The organism is Streptomyces sp. NPDC006339 (assembly GCF_040612775.1).
Lineage (GTDB): Bacteria > Actinomycetota > Actinomycetes > Streptomycetales > Streptomycetaceae > Streptomyces.
In genome coordinates, this window is the sequence record NZ_JBEXQW010000008.1 from 90,618 (window position 1) to 110,761 (window position 20,144).

A 20,144-nucleotide genomic window follows, 5' to 3' on the forward strand; every position below is an offset into this window, starting at 1 on the left:
CAGCGTGGCCCGCATCTACGTCCCCAGCGACTTGGCGCCGGCTGTCCAGCTCGGTCCGCCGCCATGGCCGCAGGCAGCGGACTCGATATCAGCCGAGACCCGAGAGACGGTCAGCGCCCGACTCACCACGCCTGAAGAAGCAACAAGTCTCCGCATCAACTCCGCTTGGCCCTCCTCGCGATCACCAGCGTGGCAGCTGACACCACCGGCCACGGAGTGGAAGCCGCGCTCTCGATCCTTCCCGGCAACCGCGCTGACGGGTCTTCACCACCCACCCCACGACCGAAGAGAGGAAGGCGAAAGGGTGAGGCCGCGCAACGAACTGCGACTCCTCCCCTGGTCGGGCTCCGACGACAGGCCCCGCTTCCTAAGCACCAACGACGCCAACAGCCACCTGTCCCGCTTGGTGGACAACACCGAAGCGATCCAGCTCAACTTGGCGACCGAACAACGCGTCTGAGTCGCTGAGCAGCGGGGATACCACCTCAGAAGCGCTTCATGCGCTGTCACTGAGCCTCCTGGGCTCCTTGGCGGCGATCGTGCGCGTGGCAGAGAGCCGTGGGCGCCGTCTCCCAGAAAAGAGCACGGGCACCCCTGGTCCGCAGGCAGACCCCTTGCTGCCTCCACAGCATTCAGCTCGCTAGCCGCATCTGTGAAGACGAGAAGCCCCGGTTCCAAGCCGGGGTTCCGTGCGTGCACCTCTCAGGGACGGCGTGGTGAGCGTGCTGAATATCCGGCCCATCCATGCGCACCCGCCGCTAAAGGCGTAGCCTGCTCTCGACGTGACAGGAGGTCAGGTGGGGGATCAAGTAGGATGGCCGGCGCTTGTTGGGCCTACGAACCTTCTCAAGGTCAGCGCGTCCCTCGTAGACCGTCCGGTGCAGAACTGCGGGATGCATGGTGCGCTGAAGGCGCGCCCAAAGGTGCAGTCTGCCGACTGGTCCCCGCGAGGCAACAACCAGCCCTTCCTCCTTGGCTTGATCCGCAATGTTGCGTTGGACGTCCACGGCAACCCCAAGGCAGATACGTGGGAGGGGCTGAATGAAATCCTCAACGAGTCACTGAGCCGCTACTCCCTCCACCCCGGCATGAAGCTATACGCACGTACGGCAATCGAGAACTATCTCGATTGTCATGATGTAATTCAGCAGGAACTCGGACCGCTCCAACTAAAGGCCTGTGATCCAGTCGTTCCCATGGGCCCCAACAACCTCCTAACTGTCTGGGCCCCAGTCTACGAAACCACCTCTGGCATTAGAGAGGTGCGTCGCCTACGCGTAAGGTCGGCTCGCCCCAAAGGCACGAAGCCGGATCCGTGGACTGTTGTTGCCGCGATGGTGGCCAGTCAAGTCAGGCCGCTCGGCAGCCTTCAGAAAATTCGCATAGTAGAAGTAGGGTTGAGCGATGGCTCAACCACCATTACTTTCGATGGAACTCCCCTGGAGGCGCAGTCGAACTACGAGGCACTCGCAGTCCCCAAGATCCGCGATATCGTCAACGCCACCGCCTCCTTTCCTGGCCCCTCTTGCAAAGAATGCAAGATCACAGGCAGTTGCAGCTCCCTACTTAAACTGAATGGATTCCTCGGGCAGTCAAATCCTGGGCCGTACACGCGGTCAGTAAGCGCTCGAGACATCGAGATTTATGAAACTTGCCCGGCCCAGTGGCTACTCTCGCGCTCATCTTCCCTTCCTGCCGAGAGCACAGCTAAACACGCGTCCATCCGCGGAATTAGCGTACATCGCCTACTGGCCACCTCCCACTCCAGCGCAGGGCGTTGCACGCCTGAGAGTTTTGAAGGTGAAATCACCGACGATCCCCACCTGCATGGGGACGAAGGTTCCGAAGTTCGCAAATATATTCGGAATCATGCAGAGAACTGCCCTATTACTGACGACATAAAGCTCATCGGTAGCGAAGTACCCGTCTACGGATACGACGAGCACTCCGATGTGGTGATCGCTAGCAAGCCAGACATGGTCTACATAGATCGAGACGAAACCCTTGTAATTCGCGAAACGAAGACAACCAGACTGGAGATACCTAACGACGAAGCAGAGGCCTTCGATAAATACTTTGCCGTATCCTGGCTGATCAACCTCTTCGCGAGCGGATACAAAGGCCCTTTACATAGCGATTCGGCGAGATTCGAGCTCGAAGTCATATCCCCAACAGAAAGCAGAGTCTTCTCTTGGGACTTGAATGATCAGGGTTTGCTTCGCATGGCGCAAAAAGAGGTACACCTCCGCGCCCGAGGGTGGCACAACGACACCACGTGGGCAACGCAACCAGCGAAGCACTGCGGCTGGTGCCCAGTACGCAAGTGGTGCCCCGACGCCATGTCACCTCAGGACGTTGCGCCAGAAGGCGACGACCTCGACTGATTGAAGATCTCCCCCCTGCCCATGGAGTGCGGGGACAGGCGTGCATCGACCTGCCTCGGGGGCTACCCTGATCGTGACGCTTCAACACATACGTGGGAGCGCGCGGGAGTCAGGCGGAGGGGGAGTTGAACGAACTAGGGCGCCCTTCCCCCAAGCGGATGGCCGTGCGCCGGGCGAGCCTCCAGCCGCGGCCCCAATTGCCCCCACAACAGCCGACTGTCGCCTCTCGCACGCGCCGCTATGCCCCAGTTGCCCTTGCCTGGATCGATACAGGCACCTTGTGCTCTCTTGCGCTTCGCCCTGCCTGGTTGAATCGCGTCATCGACCTCTACGCCGGCTCCCTCGTGGTGACGGAAGCTGTAGCTAGTGAGGTGCGCCGCTTCGTTAACGGTTTGGGGCAGCGCTCGGTCACCGAGAACCACCTCTTGCGCCTTGGTGCGACAACCGCAGCACAGAAGCTCGACAACCATGAAATTCGCGTGCTCCCGCTCTCTCCCACCGAGGAGGCGATCAATGAACTCGATCGAATCCTTAGGCAGTTGAAGGAGTTCGAGGTCGCCCAGAACGTGAAATTCCATCGATCTTCGGACGAAGTGGGATCAGCCCTCAAGCACACCGGCGAAGCTCATAGCATCGTAAACGCTCTACGCACGCGGGCACACGGGCGCGAGACGATCCTCCTGACGAACGACGGAGGGGCGATCGCCATCGCCCGGCAGAATGGCATCGCCTGGAAGCACGTCGGCCAGTTGCTCGTCGAGCTGACATGCGAGGACTCGCAGCTCAACGCGGACCGAATGTATCAGGACTTCCTGAGCATCACTGCTACGTTCGCGTCGGTACCCACTGCGCATCGCCCCGCCGGCGCCTCTGACTTCGTTTGCGCGAAGGGGCTAGACGGCTCCTGCACAGAGTGCGCCTAAGCGAGCGCCCTCAATTTGCCACACCTGCTGGGTCAGGGAAGGACCATCCGGCCTCGCGCAGTTGGGACCGAGCGGCTTCTATATCCGCGCCAGCGATTACATCTGCGACGCTCTGTAGACTCACCAGGCCCGATCCGTAAGCATCTAGAACCTGCTGAGTAAGACGCTCCGAGGGAATAACTTCCCCTCGGGCCTCGTCCAACTCTTCCCAGGGTTCAGCGTTGCCTGAGAGTCGCATTATCTCACGCACGGTAACTGTTTGACAGTACCTAAAATACGAGGTTTGCGTGATCTCCGCCCCCGCTTCCTGCAAGGAAATCGCGAGAGAATCTCTACTGATCCCATACGTGAGCATGACGTCCGCGAAGAAGTCGACCGCAGCAGAGTTGCTAGCAATCTTGCCGTGGGTCGAGATCTTGTCCTGCAACGCCTCTTCTGGGAGCAGGAGGTGCCGGGCGAAGTTATTTGCAACCCTCTCAGGGCCAATATCGGGCATGCTTACCCGATCCACAATTACCTGTCCGACATCCTTTTGAAGGACATGGCAAAGCTCATGCGCAAGGGTGAATCTCTGCCTCGTCCAGACATCGTCCGAGTTAATCAGAATCACCCAAGCCGTTTCACTTGGCCATTTCTCCGGAACTGAGATTCCATGCACATCTGCCGGCAGCTTCCGGTACTCAACCGGATAGCCGAGACTCTCGACGAGACCTGTAAGGTCTTCGATGGCGTCAAGGTCTTCGATCCCCAGGTAAGCGCGCAATCTTGCTGCAGTTCTTTCGCCCGCCTTGGCTTGATGCCAGACCTTTGACGCAGCGAAGTTTCGGACAGCTCGCACCGGTTGCACAAAACCCCAGTCGCGGGTTAGGCGATCCGCGCTCAAGAGCCGTATGGCGTGCCGTACCGCCTCGGTGGCGTCATGCATTCCGTCCGCCGCGCCGAGGCGCAGGCTGACGCCCAGGCTAGGTTCAGCCGTCTGCAGAAGGAGCGCCGGGCTTACGTTGAGAAAAGCTCCCAGCAAGGTGGCTTCATGAAGCGTCGGAAGCCGCTCGCCTGTCACTAGCTCGTGCAGGCATTCCTTCGAACCCAACAGACCTACGAGCATGTCTTGCGTGGCCCGTGCTTCACTGATCAGGGTCTGAAGGGTGTGCTTAGAACGCTCTTCGCGTGAATCCGCTGCTTCCATCACCACCCCTTACCGACTGCTCCGCGCGTCGCTTCAAGCCACACCGTGAATCTACTTGCCAGTGTGGCAGATGTCCTGCTGTCGCACAGCGGCCTGGCCTGGACTGCTGTCCGATCGCTACCCGACAAAGGCTAGCGGTCAGCACTGACAGTGTGACGTGTCATCACTAACAGTGACAGTGTCGACGGCGGTTAGGGTGAGCGATCGATGCAGTGTTTTACCGGTCCCATCGGGTTTCGCCGCAGGCCAGTGATGCACACATTGCATCGACGCCAGCCCGCCAAGGGGCGGCCACCTTCCAACCGGCCTCAGCGCACACCGGGAACACCCTCGCCGCGACCGGCAGCGCCACGACGTGTGAGCTGATGCAACGGATGGGTCATCCGTCGGTGCGACCGCGCTGATCTATCAGCACCTGGTGAACGGGCGTGACCACGCCATCGCCGCCCACGTCGACGAGCAGATCAGGAAGGTGGCCGCCGGAGTCCGGCGACGCAACTGGCATGGCGGCCCTCCCTCGCCCCCGGCCCTAAGAACGAACAAGGCCCAGGCTCCCCGGTTCAGTACCGGTGGCCTGGGCCTTTGTCGTGCTGCCTGCTGGTGGGCGCGGACGGTTTCGAACCGCCGACATCTGCTTTGTAAGAGCAGCGCTCTACCCCTGAGCTACGCACCCGTGGAATGAGGCAACAGCGTACATGGCCGACGGGTGGGTGCCGCAAACCGATAAGGCGGGTGAACTGAGCGGGCCGTGTCGGCGTCCTCACCAGGTGGGACAATGAACCGGACCCGGCAGGGCGGCGGACACAGCACGGGGAGAGGGTGACGTGGCGACCGAGAGGACCCGGCGGTGGTTCGGGGGGCGGGACGAGAGCCGGCGGGCCGAGGCGCAGGCGGCGAAGGACGCCGCCGCGGCCGCGTTCTACGAGCTGGACACCACGCAGCGCGGGCTCAGGATCTCCGTGGAGACGATCACGGCCGTGGACGACTCGGCGGACGCCCGGCGCGCCGTGGAGGGGTTCGCGGCGCTCGGGCGGCGGATCGACGAGGTCAGTCACGGCTACATCACCGCCGTGGACGCGCACGATCTGGACCGGGACGAGCTGGACGCGGCGACCGCCGGGCGGGCCCGGACGGAGCTGGAGCGGGCCAGGGACGAGCTGGTACGGGTCAAGGGGGAGCTGGACCGGTTCGAGCAGGGGCTCGCGCCGCTGCTGGAGCGGGCGGAGACGCAGCTCGCCCGGCTCGCACCCGCCGTCGAGCGGGCGCGAGCGGCGCTCCGCGGCGCGAGCACCGCTCTCGACGCGGTCCGCGACCAGGGCTTCCGCGCCGACGACCTCGCCCTCCGGCTCGCCCGCCTCGGCCCCGAGCTGACCCGGCTCAACGAAGGCGCCGGGCGGCACGGCGTCACCGCGACGCTGCAGCGCGCGGACACGGTGCTGCGCGAGGCCGAGACCGTACGGGCCGAGGCCGAGCGCGTGCCCGAGCGGGCCGCCGAGATCGACAAGCGGCTCGTGTCGCTCCGTACCCGCGCCCAGGCGCTCACCACCCGGGCCGAGGGCGTCGAGCCGGTCCTGTCCGAGCTGCGCCGCCGTTTCTCGGCCGCCTGCTGGCAGGACCTCCAGCACGTGCCCGAGCAGGCCGTCACCGCCGCCCGGCAGGCCGAGGACCGGCTCGCGGAGGCCGCGAAGGCCCGCGCGGAGCAGCGCTGGCCCGACGCCACCGCCCTGCTCGCCACCGCCCGCGCCCTGCTGAACACCGCCGACGAGGGGGTCTCCGCGGCCGGCGAACGGCTGCGTCGGCTCGACGCCGTCGCCAAGAACCCGCAGGCCGAGATCGACCGGGCCCGCTTCGCCCTCCGGGACGCCCAGCGGCTCGCCATGGCCGGGCGGCACACCCCCGACCCCCGGCACGCCCAGCCCCTCGACGCCGCCGTGGCCCGGCTCGACCGGGCCGTCGCCTCCCTCGACACCGGCCGGCACCCCGACTACTGGGCCTTCCTCACCGAGCTCGGGGCGATCCGCGCGGCCGCCCACGAGGTCGTCGAGCGCATCCGCGAGGAGCGCGCGAAGTCGTAACCTGTGGCCATGCCTCGTTACGAGTACCGCTGCCGCACGTGCGGCGACACCTTCGAGCTCAGCCGTCCCATGGCCGAGTCCTCCGCCCCCGCCGCCTGCCCCGCCGGGCACGACGACACCGTCAAGCTGCTCTCCGCCGTCGCCGTCGGCGGCACGGCCGCCCAGACCGGCCCCTCCGGAGCCGGAGCCGGAGCGGGCGGCGGTGGCGGAGGCTGCTGCGGCGGCGGCTGCTGCGGCTGAGCCCGGGTTCGGCACCGGGCCCCGGCCCCGAACCGCAGGTCCCGGGTCCGGGACCCCAGGCCCCCGGGCCCCCAGGCCCCGAGGACCGCAGGCCCCGGCCACGGGCCCCCAGGCCCGGCCCCTAGCTGTCCAGATAGCGCAGCACCGCGAGCACCCGCTTGCTGTAGCCGTCGCTGCGGCCGGTCAGTTCCAGCTTGTCGAAGATCGCGTTGATGTGTTTCTCCACCGCGCTCTGCGACACGTGCAGCCGCGCCGCCACCGACCCGTTCGTGTGGCCCTGCGCCATCGCCGCGAGCACCTCGGTCTCCCTCGGCGTCAGCCGGGCCAGCGGGTCGGTGTGCGAGGAGCGGACGAGGAGGCGGCGTACGACCTCCGGATCGAAGGCCGTGCGCCCCTCCCCCACCCGCTCCAGGGCGTCCAGGAACTCGTCGACCTGCGCCACCCGGTCCTTGAGCAGATAGCCGACGCCGGCCCCCTCCCCGGGAGCGGGCCCGGCCCCGCCGGTCAGCAGCTCGGTCGCGTACCGCTTCTCCACGTACTGCGAGAGCACCAGGACCCCCACCTCCGGCAGCCGGGAACGGATCTCCAGCGCCGCCCGCAGCCCTTCGTCGGTGTGGGTGGGCGGCATGCGGACGTCGGCGACGACCACGTCCGGCGGGTCCGCCTCGACGGCCGCGAGAAGCTCGACGGCCGTGCCGACGGCGGCCCGCACCTCGTGGCCCTCCTCGGCGAGCAGCCGTACGAGCCCCTCGCGCAGCAGGGTCGAGTCCTCGGCCAGCATCACGCGCACGGCAGCACCGCCCTGATCTCCGTCGGCCCGCCCGCCGGGCTGTCCACCGTGAACCGCCCGTCCAGCGCGGCGACCCGGCTCGCGAGGCCGGCCAGGCCGCTGCCCCCGGGGTCCGCGCCGCCGCGGCCGTCGTCCCGTACCCGTACGTCCAACTCCCCGTCCTCCCACGTCACTCGTACGTCCACCGTGCTCGCCCCGGCGTGCTTGACCACGTTCGTCACGGACTCCGAGACGACGAAGTACGCGGCCGTCTCCACCGCCTTCGGCAGCTCCCCGGAGCGGGCGACGGCGTAGTCCAGCCGCACCGGCAGCGGGCCGCGTTCGGCCACCGCCTCCAGGGCGGTGCGCAGGCCCGCCCGGTCCAGGATCTCGGGGTGCACCCGCCAGGCCACCTCGCGGAGTTCGGCGAGGGCCTGCCGGCTCTCCTCGTGGGCCTGGAGCAGCAGTGCGGCGGCGCGCTCCGGGTCCTGGCTGCGCCGGGCGCGGCCGATGAGCATGCCGAGGGCGACGAGCCGCTGCTGCACGCCGTCGTGGAGGTCCCGCTCGATCCGGCGGCGTTCCTCGTGCACGACATCCATGATCTCGGCCCGGCTCGCGGCCAGTTCGGCGATCCGCGCCTCCAGCGCGTCGGTCTGCGTGGGGCCGAGCATCCGCAGCGCCAGCTCGCCCTCCATGCGGGCGACCTGCCGGACGCCCTGGGTAGCGAGGAAGAGCAGGAGCAGCCCGCCGAGGCCGCCGAGGGCGACCATCACCGGCTGCCGCAGATCGACGAAGAGCCAGCCGACGAGCGCGAAGCCGAGATACGCCAGGCCGATCGCCGCACAGCCGAGCACGATCCCGCCGAGCAGGGCGATCGGCCAGCGCGCGACGAGGTACGGGACGGTGCGCGCCTGCCCGTACGGCGGGACGCGGACGCCCAGGAAGCGGTCGAGCCGCCACCGCTCCACCCCGACGAGCCGCCCGGCCACCGCCGTCACCGTCCGCCGGCCGCGCGGCCACACCGTGAGCGACAGCACGGCGAGCGGCAGCACGGCGAGCGCGGCCAGCACTTCGAGGAGCGCGACGGCGGCGCCGAGCGCGAGCCCGACCGCGGTGCGCAGCCCGGCGACCACGGCCCTGTCCTTGCCCTTGGCCCCCGCCCGGGCTCCGGACCCGGCCCTGTCCTTGCCCTTGCCCTTGGCCCCGGCCCGGGCCCCGGACCCGGCCCTCGCCCCCGCCGTCGTCGTGGCCGCCCCGAGATCTCTCATGATCGTCCACGCTAGCGCGGCCCGCTCCTCCACACCCTGCGGAAAACCACACCCGTCCCTGCGGCCCGCACCATCCCGCCGCACCGCCCGGATTCCTAGCGTCGACGGCATGGAAACCTGGATCAACAGCCTCATGGAAACCCTCGGCGCGCCCGGTGCGGGCCTCGCCGTCGCCCTGGAGAACCTCTTCCCGCCCATCCCCAGCGAGGTGATCCTGCCGCTCGCCGGCTTCGCCGCCTCCAGCGGGCGGATGGGCCTGCTCGCGGCACTGCTGTGGACCACCGCCGGCTCGGTGGTCGGCGCGCTCGCGCTGTACGGCGTGGGCGCGCTGTTCGGCCGGGAGCGGGTACTCGCGATCGCCGCCCGGCTGCCGCTGGTGAAGGTGGCGGACATCGAGCGGACGGAGGCGTGGTTCGCCCGGCACGGCACGAAGGCCGTGCTGTTCGGCCGGATGGTGCCGATCTTCCGCAGCCTGATCTCGGTGCCGGCCGGGGTCGAGCGGATGCCGCTGCCGGTCTTCCTGGCCCTCACCGCGCTCGGCAGCGCGCTGTGGAACACCGCCTTCGTCCTCGCCGGGTACGTCCTCGGCGAGAACTGGGAGCAGGTCACCGACTACGTCTCGGTCTACTCGAAGGCGGTGCTCCTCACGGCGTCGGCCGCGGCCGTCTGCTTCGTCGCCCTGCGGGTCGTACGGGCGCTCAGGCCGGGTCCGGGAGCACGTCGGGCGCGGGCCGACCGGGCGCAGCGAGCGGACTAGGGGCAGGCAGGACGGCCGTGGGGAGAGCGGGGGGCGGCAGGGCGGGTTCACCGGAGAGCGGGCGCGGCGAGCCGTGGCCTGCCGCCGTCGCCCGGAAGCGGCGCAGGATCTCCTCGCCCGCCGCCACGCCCCGCTCGGCCAGCGCCTCCACGTGGGGCGCGGTCCAGGCGGCGTCGGCGAGTTCGCCGTGGCCCGGGCGCCAGGCCCGGTCGGCGGCGAGCAGCAGGTCGGCGTCGAGCAGCGAGTCCCCGGCGGCCAGGGTGAGGCGGGCCCCGGTGCGGCGGGCGACCTCGCGGACGGCGGCGCTCTTGGTGAGCGGCTTCGGCACCGCGTACACCTTGCGGCCCTGCAGCGAGACCGTCCAGCCGCGCTCACCGGCCCACGCGCCGAACCGCGCGAGCCATTCCTCCGGCAGCCGTTCGCGCTCGACGACGAGGTAGGCGAACAGGTCCTCGGCGACCCGGTGCTTGCGCACCCAGGAGAGGTCGGTGGTGGCGGTGAGGTAGGCCCGGATCTCGGAGAGCGGGGCGCAGGCGTCGGCGATCCGGCGGAGCACGTCGGCGTGCCAGTCCTGGTCGGTGACGCCGTCGACCAGCAGGTGGCCGCCGTTGGCGCAGATCGCGTACGTGGGCGTGGAGGCACCGCGTACGTCCTCACCGGCGCCCGGGAGGCTGAGGCGCTGGTACTGCTTGCGGGTCCGTGTGGTCGTCGGGACGAAGACGGTCTCCTCCGTCAGCGCCCGCAGCTCTTCGGCGGCCTCCTCGGTCATGAAGGAGAGCGGCTTGGACTCGTGGACCTCGACGCAGAGCAGCCGGGGCGCCTGGGCGTCGGGCATGCCGAGGGCGAGGGCGGCGGTCGAGTAGATGAGGGTGCGGTCGAGGTCGCTGGCGACGAGGACGGGGGCCTGGGCGGCGGGAACGCGCGTGGTACTCATCGGGACACCACCGCCTTGCCGTCGGCGCCTGTCGCACCCCTGGTGTATTGCGGGTGGATCAACCCGACGCAGGTGTACGGCAGTCCGTCGACCTCCTCCACCGGTACGCCGCGCTGCTCGGCCAGCAGGCGTACGTGGGCCAGTTCGGCGTCCGCGCCGCGCTGGGCCAGGATCTTCCAGGGGACGCGGCGCAGCAGGACCCGGGTGGTCTCGCCGACGCCGGGCTTGACCAGGTTGACGTCGTGGATGCCGTACTCCTCGCTGATCCGCTCGACGGCCGCCCAGCCCTCCCAGGTGGGCGTCCGGTCGGTGCCGAGGAGTTCCTTGACGTCGGCGTCGACGGTGTCGGCGACCTCGTCGAAGCGGGCGGTGACGGCGTCGAGGAAGACGCCGGAGACGTCGGATCCGGCCAGCTCCCGGTAGAACTTGGCGCCGTGGAAGTCGTCGGGGCCGACCAGGTCGGAGCGCAGGACGGTGCGCGAGATCAGGCCGGAGACGGTGGAGTTGAGGCAGGCGGAGGGGATGAGGAAGTCCTCGCGGGTGCCGTAGGTGCGCACGCAGGAACCGGGGTCGGCGAGGACGACGACCTCCGGGTCGAAGCCCTGGAACTCGCCGGACTCCGCGAGCGCGGCGGCGAGTTCGCGGGTGATGGCGCCCTTGCCGGTCCAGCCGTCGACGAAGACCACGTCGGCCGGGTCGTGGTGGGCGGCGAGCCAGCGCAGCGCGTTGGCGTCGATGCCGCGGCCGCGCACGATGGAGACCGCGTAGTGCGGGAGTTCCAGGCCGTGCCGGTGCCGCGCCCAGCGGCGCATCAGCACGCCGACGGGCGTGCCGGCCCGGGCCAGGGACACGAGGACGGGGGTGCCGCCGGGCCGCCGGGCGCTCCGCTCCGCCAGCACCGTCTCGGTGACCGTGCCGACCGCGCGGGCGATCCGGGCGGCGGACGCCTCCAGGGCACTGCGGAACAGCTCCTGGTAGCGCTCGCTGGGCTGGTACTCCACGGGCAGCGACTCGGCGTAGTGCGCGCCGCCGCTCTGTATGGCCTCTTCGCGCTCCTCGGTCGGGGCCTCGAGCTCCACGTCCGAGAGGTCCTGGAGCAGCCAGCCGACCTCCTCGGGCGCGTACGAGGAGAAGGCGGGGCCGCGGAGGGGCTCGGGCAGCATGGAGCTCCTTTCGGGAGCTTCGGGAGCGTCGGACGACTGAAGGGCGTCGGACGGCTGAAGGGCGTCGGACGGCTGAAGGGCGTCGGGCACTTCTGGGGACGCGGAGGGCGGTACGTACGAGGGGACCACGGCCAGCACCACGTGCGGGATGTGCGCGGCGAGCCGGGCGAGGAGCCCGTCCGGGGCGTGGAGTGCGGGGGTGTCGGCGACGGAGTCGACGACGGCGACGACCGCGTCGAAGCCGGCGCCGGCGACGTTGTACGCGTACCGCTCGCCGGGCCCGTCGGCCGGGGCGTCGTGCGCGGGGAAGACGAGCCGGGTCCGTATGGCGTACCCGGGATCGTCGACGGCGAGGACGGGCGAGCGGGTGGTGGTGGAGTAGCGGACGTCCGTCCCGGCCCGCTCCAGCTCCTCGGCGAGCCGCAGCGGCGCGTACATCAGCTCCTCGAAGCCGAGGACGAGCACGCGCGGCGCGGGCGCACCGCCGTCGCCCCCGCCGTCGGCCGCCGGCCGGTGGCCGAGGGCCTCGGCGACGCGGGCCGCCATCGCCGGGAGGGCCGCCTCCAGACGGGCCCGGTGCTCCGGGGTGAAGCCGTGCCGGCCACCGTCGGGCACACCGGCCGGCCAGCCCAGGTCGACCCGGACCGGGGCGCGCGGCGGCGCGGCGGGCGCGGCGCCGAGCGGGGCCCGGGGAGCGGGGAGGGCCGCGGACGCCCGCGCGGCTGCGGCGGCGTCGCCGGCACCCGAGTCACTGCCGACACTCACGTCACCGGCCGCACCCCGGTCACCGGCCGCGCCGGACGCCACGGGCTCCGCCACCGCCTCGGCGCGCGCCGCCGCCTCGTGCCGGGCCACCAGCTCCTGGCCCTTCTCCAGGACGCCGTCCGGGAGGCCCACCGTGCCGGCGGCGAGGGTGACCAGGTCGACGCGGGCACCGAGGTCGGCGGCGAAGGCAGTGAGGCGGTCGCGGTCGGCGGGGCCGCGCATGTCGACCAGGGCGACCACCACATAGCGCTCGCGCGGATGGCGTTCGTGCAGGTCACGGATGGTGTTGAGGACCGTGTTGCCGGTGGAGAACTCGTCGTCGACCAGCACCAGCGGGCCGTCGCCCGCCAGCAGCTTCGGGTCCTCGGGGAGCAGCAGGTGGGAGGTGGCGTGCGAGTGGGACTCCTCGAAGCCGCCGGCCGGGGCGACGCCGGGGACCGGGCGGCGGGTGGAGTGGAGGTACGGAGCGAGGGCCAGGCCGTCGGCGACGCTGTGGCCGAGGCCGGTCGCGGTCTCCGCGTAGCCGAGGACGACGGCCCGCGCCGCCTCCTCGTCGCCGAGCAGCCGCCGGACCCGTATCCCCAGGTCGTAGCCCGCCTCCCGCACCACCGAGGGGCGCTGCGGGACGTGCTTGCCGAGCACGTTGGAGACGAGCAGGTGGGCGCGCTTGGGGTTGCGGCGCAGTGCGAGGCCCAGCAGGCCCGGTAGCTCCTCGTCGCCGATCAGTTCGACGCCCAGTCGCTCCGCGACCCAGGTTCCGGTCCACACCACGTCGTCGTTGTCCCTTCGTCAGCCGGAGGTCCGGCGGTCAGCCGGCGAGTCCGGCGGTGAGCAGCTCCACGAAGCCGACGTCCTCGCGGGCGACGCCGAAGACCTCGGCGCGCCGCAGGGTCCGTTCGGCCCACGCGCGGTGCGGCTTCACCTCGTTCATCTTGTTCGTATAGGCGGATCGGAGCACGCCGCCACCGTCGCGTTCCGGCCGCAGGATGTCCTGGGCGTCGCTGAACTCCTCGTGGCTGACGACGGACAGCGCGTGCACCGGCAGCACGTGGGTGGGGTGGATGCAGGTCTTGCCGAGGAGTCCGTTGGCGCGGTCGAGTTCGATCTCGCGCAGCAGCCCGTCGAGGTCGTGCTCGATGAGCGCGGTGCGCAGGTCCTCGGCGCGGCCCTGCAGGAAGGGGCTGCGGCGCAACTGGGGCTTGAACATGCGCTCGCCGGGGCGGAAGTACTCCCAGACGGGGCCGGTGATGGTGAAGCCGGTGCCGTCGGAGCGGCCGAGGACGTTGACGACGTCGCCGATGACGTGGGCGACGATCTGGACGTCGTAGGCGGTCATGTCGGGCGAGCGGCGCAGCCCGTAGGGGGAGCAGAAGTCGGTGACGCCGAGGCGGAGCGCGAGGATCCGCTCGCGGTACTTGCCGGTGAGGGCGGCGATGCCGGCCAGGGTCTCCGCCCGGGTCTCCAGGTGGAGCAGTTCGGGGGACTCCAGGACGGGCATGGCGAAGAGCCGGTGGCCGCATGCCTGCTCGGCGGCGGTGAGGGCCTCGAGGAAGGGCCGGCCGCGGGTCTCGGTGAACTTGGGCAGTACGAATCCGGACAGCAGCCGGACCGTTTCGCCGAGCCGGGAGACGAGGTCGGTGATCTGCTGCGGCTCGCGGACCCGGATGAACAGCAGGGGCAGGTCCTCGACCGCCCCCTCCGCCCCACCGGCCCCGGAGGCCGCACCGGCCCCCGCCGACGCACCCGTCCCGGAGACCGCACCGTCCCCGGAGGCCGCACCGGCCGGTGCCGCGAGCGCGGCGAACTGGCGGACCAGGTTGTCCTCGCCCGCCTCGACCTCGGCGTCGCTGATGGAGTCCTCCAGGCACAGCACCATGGACGCCACGCCCCGCGCGGCCTGTTTGCGCACGTCGTCGGCGAGCCGCGGCCGGGTGGCGGGGCTGTAGAGCGTGGCCCCGAGGGCCACGGCGAGCGTGGGCGCGGGGGAACCGGCCGAGAACTCGGCGGGCTCCCGGTGGAACAGCCCGCTCCGCGTGGCGGCCGGGATGTGCCCGAAATGACGCATGTATCTCCCCCGACTGGCCTCTGAGGCCCTGACGACATGTGGCCGGTAATAGTACGTAGGTATGGGTGTCCGTAGTTCCCCGCGTACGTGAAGTTCAGGTAACTCGTCCGCATCCGGACCCCCACGTTGTCCGGAAGGCGGGCGGGCAGGGAAGATGACGGGCATGACGCACGCGATGCTGAAGGGCTCCAACGTCCCTCTCGACACCGCGGCCGTACGGGCCGTGCTCCGCTGGACTCCGGGACCCGGGGTGCCCGACGTGGACGCCTCGGCTCTGCTGCTCGGCGCGGACGGGCGCGTGCGGTCCGACGAGGACTTCGTCTTCTACAACCAGCCGCGCCACCCTTCGGGGCTGGTGCGCCGCCTGGCGAAGAAGCGCGGGCCGGAGGGGCTCACGGACACGGTGGAGGCCGATCTGGGCGCGCTGGACGCCTCGGTCGACCAGGTGGTGATCGCCGCCTCCTCCGACGGTGACACCTTCCGCCGCGTCTCCGACCTGCGGATCCTGCTGTACGACGCGGCGCCGGGAGCCTCCGGGGCAGCGGACGGGGAGCCGCTCGCCTTCTTCGACGTGTCGGCGGAGACCGGCGAGGAGACGGCGATCATCTGCGGCGAGCTGTACCGGCGCGGGGACACCTGGAAGTTCCGCGCGGTGGGCCAGGGCTATCCGACCGGCCTGGTCGGGCTGGCCACCGACTTCGGCGTCTCGGTGGACGACGGGGCGGAGGGCGGCGCCGCGGACGCCGGGACGGACGCGCACGACCCGGCCCCGGCCCCTTCCGCCCCGGCGCACGACCCGGACGCGACGATGGTCCACACCCCGGCCGGCGCCTCGACGCCGCCGCTTCCGGGGCCCGTACCGCCGCAGCCCACCGCTCCTCCGGCCCCGGCGTACGGCTATCCGCAGCCCGGCCCGGGCGCCCCGGCGCCGGCGCCCGCTCCCGGACCTGCTCCCGCGCCCGTTCCCGCGTACGGCTATCCGCACGCGGCCCGGGAGTTCCGCATGCCGCCGATGGGGCCGCAGTTCGTCGGGCGCTGACGCGTCCGCCGGGGCGTCCCCCGGCCGTACGGCTCCGGGGGCGCTCAGGTCTTCGACTTGTAGCCGCGGCCCCACTGCAGGCCCCACCCGTACAGCCGGTCCAGCTCGGCCTGGAAGCCGTACACGAAGCGCACCTCGCGGCGGACGACGAGGTCGTTCTTGACGTTCTCGACGGTGAACACGGCGCAGGAGCGGGCCTGCGGGGCGTCCTCGTCCAGCTCGATCTCGATCCGCGGGCCGTTGCTCGGATAGAGCGTGACCTTGGCCTGGGTGCGGTCGAAGGCCGGGGTCTGGTCGTAGATGTAGACGAAGAACAACAGGCGCTTGATGGCGTCCCGGTGGTCGAGGTTGACAAAGATCGTCTCGCCGGACGGCGCCCCGAACCGGTCGTCTCCGCTGAGCTTCACGTACGGCGGCTCGTTCAGCTCGCCGAAGAAGCCGCCGAGCGGCTGCACCACGCCCTTGCTGCCGTCGGCCAGCTCGTAGAGGCAGCCGAGGTCGAGGTCGACGTTGACCACGCCCTGGGTGTGGGCCTGGACCTCCTCGGGCTTGAACAGCTTCAGGGGGTGGCGCAGCAGGCTGCGCGACTGGCGGGGGCGGCGGTCGATGTCGGAGGTCCGCATCCGCCAGGAGAGGTTGACGCGGAGGTTGCCGGTGGCGGCGCCCTGCTTGCCGAGGGAGACGCTGGGCCGGCGTCTGGTCAGGTCGATCGAGTTCGACACGGCGCTGCCCGAGTCGAACGGTTCTCCCCTGCCCGGAAAGAGATTGTCCAGGAAGCCCATGGCTTCGCACCCCCCACGCTCGTGCCCACGTCGTCTTCGCCCCCGTCCGGCGCCTCACGCACCGCGGGGCGGCCGGGTGCTCCGGCCGCCCCGCAGAGAAGCGTTCCTCATTGCCGGGGTCGTCACACCCCGGACTTCACCTCGGTCTTGTCCGAGGGGTCGGCTTTCCCCTCGGCCGCCGCGATGGCCCGGTTCCTCATGACGGAGGACAGGAAGGACGCCGCGATGAGGACGACGCCGATGCCGCCGGTGATCAGCTCGCTGATCTCGTGCTGGATGGTGATGAGCAGGATGACCGCAAGGGCGCCGATGGCGTAGTGGGCGCCGTGCTCCAGGTAGACGTACTCGTCGAGGGTGCCCTGGCGGACCAGGTAGACCGTGAGCGAACGGACGTACATCGCGCCGATGCCGAGGCCGAGCGCCATCCAGAAGATGTGGTTGGTGATGGCGAAGGCGCCGATGACACCGTCGAAGGAGAAGGAGGCGTCGAGGACTTCCAGGTACAGGAAGAGGAAGAACGCCGCCTTGCCGGCCAGGCCGACCGCGGAGACCGGCTTGCCCTCGGCCTTGGCCTTCTCCTCCTCCTCGTGCTCGCGCTCCTCCTCTTCCTCCAGCTTGTTCTCGAAGAAGCCGGAGAGACCGCCGACGATGAGGTACGTGATGAGGCCGGCGACGCCGGAGAGCAGCACGGTCGCGGACTTGTCCATGTGGCCGGCGCTGGTGTGCGCGTGGGTGGCGAAGGTCATCGCCGTGACCAGCAGGACGACGAGCGCGATGCAGACCGACAGCATGTCGACCTTGCCGAGCTTGGCCAGCGGGCGCTCCAGCCAGCCGAGCCACTTGATGTCACGGTCCTCGAAGATGAAGTCGAGGAAGATCATCAGCAGGAACATGCCGCCGAAGGCGGCGATCGCCGCGTGGGCGTCGGTGACCAGCGCCTCGTACTGCGCCGGCTTGTCCATGGCCAGTTCGATGGCCTCGATCGGCCCCACCTTGGCGCTGATGGCGACGATCGCGACGGGGAAGACCAGCCGCATGCCGAAGACCGCGATCAGGATGCCGATCGTGAGGAAGATCTTCTGCCAGAAGGCATTCATCTTCTTCAGGATTCCGGCGTTGACGACCGCGTTGTCGAAGGACAGCGAGATCTCGAGGATCGACAGGATCAGAACGACCCCGAACGCCTCCCACCCCCACTGCCAAGCGGCGAAAGCGAGGCCGAGCGCCGTGATGGCGAACGACCACCCGAAGGTTTTCAGAACCACTGTCTACCCCATCGTGTAAGTACGCGGCTTTACGAAACGTTGACCCCGAAGTCTAGAGCGATGCCCCGGAGGCCGGACGCGTACCCCTGGCCCACCGCCCGGAACTTCCATTCGCCGTTGTAGCGGTAGAGCTCACCGAAGATCATCGCGGTCTCGCCGGAGGCGTCCTCGGAGAGGTCGTAGCGGGCGAGTTCCTGGCCGTCCGCCCGGTTGACCACGCGAATGAAGGCATTGGAGACCTGGCCGAAGGTCTGGCCGCGGTTGTCGGCCTCGTGGATCGAGACCGGGAAAATGATCTTGTCGCAGTGGACCGGCACCTTGGTGAGGTCCACGATGAGCGACTCGTCGTCGCCGTCACCCTCGCCGGTGAGGTTGTCACCGGTGTGCTCGACGGAGCCCTCGGGGCTCGTGAGGTTGTTGTAAAAGACGAAGTACTCGTCCCCGAGCACGCGCCCCGACTGGCACAGCAGCGCGCTGGCGTCGAGGTCGAAGGGGGCTCCGGTGGTGGACCGCGCGTCCCAGCCGAGGCCCACGAGCACCTGGGTGAGATCGGGTGCGGCCTTGGAGAGGGAGACATTGCCTCCCTTGGCGAGCGTGACGCCCATGACGTGGTTCCTCCCCGGTGGTTGCTGCGAGTGCGGGACGCGCGCGGGCGGCGCCCGAGGCGCGTCCGGCGCCGCACGGAAGGTGCGGCGCCGGACGGGTGCGGTGCGTCGGCTCAGACGTTGACGCCGAAGTCCTGCGCGATGCCGCGCAGGCCCGAGGCGTAGCCCTGGCCGACGGCGCGGAACTTCCACTCCGCCCCGTTGCGGTAGAGCTCGCCGAAGACCATGGCCGTCTCGGTCGAGGCGTCCTCGGACAGGTCGTACCGAGCGATCTCGGCGCCGCCGGCCTGGTTCACGACGCGGATGAACGCGTTGCGGACCTGGCCGAAGGACTGCTGCCGGTTGTCGGCGTCGTAGATCGACACCGGGAAGACGATCTTGGCGACGTCCTGCGGCACGGCGGCCAGGTTGACCTTGACCTGCTCGTCGTCGCCCTCGCCCTCACCGGTGAGGTTGTCACCGGTGTGCTCGACGGAGCCGTCCGCGCTCTTGAGGTTGTTGAAGAAGACGAAGTCCTGGTCGTTGCGGACCTTGCCCTCCGCGTTCACCAGGATGGCGCTGGCGTCGAGGTCGAAGTCCGTACCGGTGGTGGTACGGACGTCCCAGCCCAGACCGACGGTGACGGCGGTCAGGCCAGGGGCCTCCTTGGTCAGCGAGACGTTGCCGCCCTTGCTGAGGCTGACTCCCACGAGTCCCTCCATTGGTTTCCAGGGGCAGCGCCCCCAGTCGTGCGTTGGCATCGGATCAACGTCTGGATCCTAGTGACGGGTTCCCCGTGGAAACAGACGTTTCGCCCGAGTGTTGGCGCCGGACCCCCCGGAGGGCCGGTCGGCGGTCCGGGCGGAGGGCCGGCCGGAGGGCCGGCCGGAGGGCCGGTCAGAGGGCCGCGAGGGCGTCGAGGCAGGCGTCCAGGTCACGGGCGTCGGGGAGGGCGTTGACCACCGACCAGCGGACCCTGCCGGTCTTGTCGATGACGAAGGTGCCGCGCACGGCGCAGCCCTTGTCCTCGTCGAAGACGCCGTAGGCGCGGGATGCCTCGCCGTGCTTCCAGAAGTCGGAGAGCAGCGGGAACTCCAGGCCCTCCTGCTCGCCGAAGACGCGCAGCGTGTGGATGGAGTCGTTGGAGACGGCGAGGAGCTGGGTGTCGTCGTTGACGAGGCGGTCCAGGTGGTCGCGCAGCTCGCGCAGCTCGCCGGTGCACACGCCGGTGAAGGCGAAGGGATAGAAGAAGAGGACGACGTTCTTGCTCGTCGCGGGGTCCGCGAAGAAGTCGGAGAGCCGTACGGTGCGGCCGTGGTTGTCCTTCAGCTCGAAGTCCGGGGCCTCGGCTCCGATCTCGATCGCCATCGCGTGCGTATCCCTTCGCGCGGCGGCCCGGGGTTGGGCCGAAACGGTGAAACCCACCCTAAGGGTCGGCCGGGGATGCACGGAGCCCCCGCCGGTCGGGACCGGCGGGGGCTTCCTGCAGCGTATCGGGGGATCAGCGCTTCGGGGTGCCGAGTCGAGTGCCGACCCAGTCCTTGGCGACGCTGATGCTCTTGGTCTGGGAGAGACCAGCGGTCTGCGCGGCATCATTGATGTCGCTCGGCTCGATGTAGCCGTCGCGGCCCGTCTTCGGCGTGAGCAGCCAGATCTGGCCGCCTTCCTCCAGGAGACCGATGGCGTCCACCAGGGCGTCGGTGAGGTCACCGTCCTCGTCACGGAACCAGAGCAGCACGACGTCGGCGACGTCGTCGTACTCCTCGTCCACGAGGTCCTGGCCGATGATGGACTCGATGCCTTCGCGGAGATCGAAGTCGACGTCGTCGTCGTAGCCGATCTCCTGGACCACCTGTCCGGGCTCGAACCCCAGCCTCGCTGCCGGGTTGGTCCGCTCCTCCGCGTGGTCCGCGGTCGCGCTCACGGCTTGCCTCCTGATCATGTA

At 69.7% G+C, this 20,144-nt stretch carries 18 protein-coding genes and 1 tRNA gene; 6 read left to right on the forward strand and 13 right to left on the reverse strand.

What is annotated here, in order from left to right; all coding sequences use genetic code 11:
- Positions 1-893: 893 nt before the first annotated feature.
- Both ABZ135_RS08790 and ABZ135_RS08795 read left to right on the forward strand, forming a co-directional pair.
- The gene (locus ABZ135_RS08790; protein ID WP_356693269.1) at positions 894-2,384 is read left to right on the forward strand and encodes a PD-(D/E)XK nuclease family protein; all 1,491 of its coding nucleotides are present in this window, start codon (positions 894-896) and stop codon (positions 2,382-2,384) included.
- Positions 2,385-2,692: 308 nt separating this feature from the next.
- A complete protein-coding gene (locus ABZ135_RS08795; protein WP_356693271.1) occupies positions 2,693-3,307 on the forward strand; it encodes a hypothetical protein in 615 nt (204 codons plus the stop codon).
- A gap of 10 nt (positions 3,308-3,317) precedes the next feature.
- Here ABZ135_RS08795 and ABZ135_RS08800 read toward each other — a convergent pair whose 3' ends face one another.
- Positions 3,318-4,493, reverse strand: a complete 1,176-nt coding sequence (locus tag ABZ135_RS08800) for an ImmA/IrrE family metallo-endopeptidase (protein WP_356693273.1) — start codon at positions 4,491-4,493, stop codon at positions 3,318-3,320.
- Positions 4,494-5,091: 598 nt separating this feature from the next.
- Positions 5,092-5,166: transfer RNA gene (locus tag ABZ135_RS08805), tRNA-Val, on the reverse strand.
- Positions 5,167-5,317: 151 nt separating this feature from the next.
- Here ABZ135_RS08805 and ABZ135_RS08810 point away from each other — a divergent pair.
- Together ABZ135_RS08810 and ABZ135_RS08815 are read left to right on the forward strand one after the other, a co-directional pair.
- Complete coding sequence (locus tag ABZ135_RS08810) at positions 5,318-6,568, forward strand: hypothetical protein (protein WP_356693275.1); 1,251 nt, start codon at positions 5,318-5,320, stop codon at positions 6,566-6,568.
- 9 nt (positions 6,569-6,577) lie between these two features.
- On the forward strand, positions 6,578-6,808 hold the full coding sequence (locus ABZ135_RS08815) for a zinc ribbon domain-containing protein (protein WP_356693277.1): 231 nt from the start codon (positions 6,578-6,580) through the stop codon (positions 6,806-6,808).
- Positions 6,809-6,929: 121 nt separating this feature from the next.
- Here ABZ135_RS08815 and ABZ135_RS08820 read toward each other — a convergent pair whose 3' ends face one another.
- Both ABZ135_RS08820 and ABZ135_RS08825 read right to left on the reverse strand, forming a co-directional pair.
- On the reverse strand, positions 6,930-7,598 hold the full coding sequence (locus ABZ135_RS08820; RefSeq protein ID WP_356693279.1) for a response regulator transcription factor: 669 nt from the start codon (positions 7,596-7,598) through the stop codon (positions 6,930-6,932).
- Entirely contained in the window at positions 7,589-8,845 is a 1,257-nt protein-coding gene (locus ABZ135_RS08825) for a sensor histidine kinase (RefSeq protein ID WP_356693281.1), read from the reverse strand. The genes ABZ135_RS08820 and ABZ135_RS08825 overlap by 10 nt, the downstream gene beginning before the upstream one ends.
- Before the next feature lie 109 nt (positions 8,846-8,954).
- Here ABZ135_RS08825 and ABZ135_RS08830 point away from each other — a divergent pair, with 109 nt between their 5' ends.
- Positions 8,955-9,602 (forward strand): DedA family protein, encoded by a 648-nt coding sequence (locus ABZ135_RS08830; RefSeq protein ID WP_356693283.1) that lies wholly within the window; start codon positions 8,955-8,957, stop codon positions 9,600-9,602.
- On the opposite strand, the gene ABZ135_RS08835 is transcribed toward ABZ135_RS08830, so the two are convergent.
- Genes ABZ135_RS08835 through ABZ135_RS08845 form a run of 3 tightly spaced genes read right to left on the reverse strand, consistent with a single transcriptional unit; the run spans position 9,544 to position 14,529 of the window.
- Positions 9,544-10,536: an HAD family hydrolase gene (locus ABZ135_RS08835; RefSeq protein ID WP_356693285.1), complete on the reverse strand. Its 993-nt coding sequence runs from the start codon at positions 10,534-10,536 to the stop codon at positions 9,544-9,546. The two genes, ABZ135_RS08830 and ABZ135_RS08835, sit on opposite strands and share 59 nt — an antisense overlap.
- Complete coding sequence (locus ABZ135_RS08840; protein WP_356693287.1) at positions 10,533-13,235, reverse strand: phosphoribosyltransferase; 2,703 nt, start codon at positions 13,233-13,235, stop codon at positions 10,533-10,535. Before ABZ135_RS08840 ends, ABZ135_RS08835 begins: the two co-directional genes overlap by 4 nt.
- A 37-nt stretch (positions 13,236-13,272) precedes the next feature.
- A complete protein-coding gene (locus tag ABZ135_RS08845) occupies positions 13,273-14,529 on the reverse strand; it encodes an HpcH/HpaI aldolase/citrate lyase family protein (protein ID WP_356693289.1) in 1,257 nt (418 codons plus the stop codon).
- A gap of 154 nt (positions 14,530-14,683) precedes the next feature.
- Between ABZ135_RS08845 and ABZ135_RS08850 the strand changes: the two genes are divergently transcribed.
- Positions 14,684-15,568, forward strand: a complete 885-nt coding sequence (locus tag ABZ135_RS08850; RefSeq protein WP_356693291.1) for a TerD family protein — start codon at positions 14,684-14,686, stop codon at positions 15,566-15,568.
- Positions 15,569-15,612: 44 nt separating this feature from the next.
- Here the strand turns inward: ABZ135_RS08850 and ABZ135_RS08855 are convergent, their stop codons facing one another.
- The 6 genes from ABZ135_RS08855 to ABZ135_RS08880 form a co-directional block, all read right to left on the reverse strand.
- Positions 15,613-16,350, reverse strand: coding sequence for a Tellurium resistance (locus ABZ135_RS08855; RefSeq protein WP_356693293.1), 738 nt, complete (start codon positions 16,348-16,350; stop codon positions 15,613-15,615).
- A 122-nt stretch (positions 16,351-16,472) separates the two neighbouring features.
- Positions 16,473-17,615, reverse strand: a complete 1,143-nt coding sequence (locus tag ABZ135_RS08860) for a DUF475 domain-containing protein (RefSeq protein WP_356693295.1) — start codon at positions 17,613-17,615, stop codon at positions 16,473-16,475.
- Between the two features lie 29 nt (positions 17,616-17,644).
- The gene (locus ABZ135_RS08865; protein ID WP_356693297.1) at positions 17,645-18,220 is read right to left on the reverse strand and encodes a TerD family protein; all 576 of its coding nucleotides are present in this window, start codon (positions 18,218-18,220) and stop codon (positions 17,645-17,647) included.
- A 113-nt stretch (positions 18,221-18,333) separates the two neighbouring features.
- A complete protein-coding gene (locus tag ABZ135_RS08870; protein WP_352080695.1) occupies positions 18,334-18,909 on the reverse strand; it encodes a TerD family protein in 576 nt (191 codons plus the stop codon).
- Positions 18,910-19,096: 187 nt separating this feature from the next.
- Positions 19,097-19,567 (reverse strand): peroxiredoxin, encoded by a 471-nt coding sequence (locus ABZ135_RS08875; RefSeq protein ID WP_356693299.1) that lies wholly within the window; start codon positions 19,565-19,567, stop codon positions 19,097-19,099.
- A 133-nt stretch (positions 19,568-19,700) separates the two neighbouring features.
- Positions 19,701-20,123, reverse strand: a complete 423-nt coding sequence (locus tag ABZ135_RS08880) for a DUF3052 domain-containing protein (protein ID WP_356693301.1) — start codon at positions 20,121-20,123, stop codon at positions 19,701-19,703.
- Positions 20,124-20,144 lie beyond the last annotated feature (21 nt).

Excerpts from the sequence above, each read along its gene's own strand:
- ABZ135_RS08790 (WP_356693269.1), top strand. The coding sequence starts at position 894 with ATGCATGGTGCGCTGAAGGCGCGCCCAAAGGTGCAGTCTGCCGACTGG.
- ABZ135_RS08815 (WP_356693277.1), top strand. The coding sequence starts at position 6,578 with ATGCCTCGTTACGAGTACCGCTGCCGCACGTGCGGCGACACCTTCGAG.
- ABZ135_RS08850 (WP_356693291.1), top strand. The coding sequence starts at position 14,684 with ATGACGGGCATGACGCACGCGATGCTGAAGGGCTCCAACGTCCCTCTC.
- ABZ135_RS08800 (WP_356693273.1), bottom strand. The coding sequence starts at position 4,493 with ATGGAAGCAGCGGATTCACGCGAAGAGCGTTCTAAGCACACCCTTCAG.
- ABZ135_RS08855 (WP_356693293.1), bottom strand. The coding sequence starts at position 16,350 with ATGGGCTTCCTGGACAATCTCTTTCCGGGCAGGGGAGAACCGTTCGAC.
- ABZ135_RS08825 (WP_356693281.1), bottom strand. The coding sequence starts at position 8,845 with ATGAGAGATCTCGGGGCGGCCACGACGACGGCGGGGGCGAGGGCCGGG.
- ABZ135_RS08865 (WP_356693297.1), bottom strand. The coding sequence starts at position 18,220 with ATGGGCGTCACGCTCGCCAAGGGAGGCAATGTCTCCCTCTCCAAGGCC.
- ABZ135_RS08830 (WP_356693283.1), top strand. The coding sequence starts at position 8,955 with ATGGAAACCTGGATCAACAGCCTCATGGAAACCCTCGGCGCGCCCGGT.
- ABZ135_RS08845 (WP_356693289.1), bottom strand. The coding sequence starts at position 14,529 with ATGCGTCATTTCGGGCACATCCCGGCCGCCACGCGGAGCGGGCTGTTC.
- ABZ135_RS08875 (WP_356693299.1), bottom strand. The coding sequence starts at position 19,567 with ATGGCGATCGAGATCGGAGCCGAGGCCCCGGACTTCGAGCTGAAGGAC.
- ABZ135_RS08835 (WP_356693285.1), bottom strand. The coding sequence starts at position 10,536 with ATGAGTACCACGCGCGTTCCCGCCGCCCAGGCCCCCGTCCTCGTCGCC.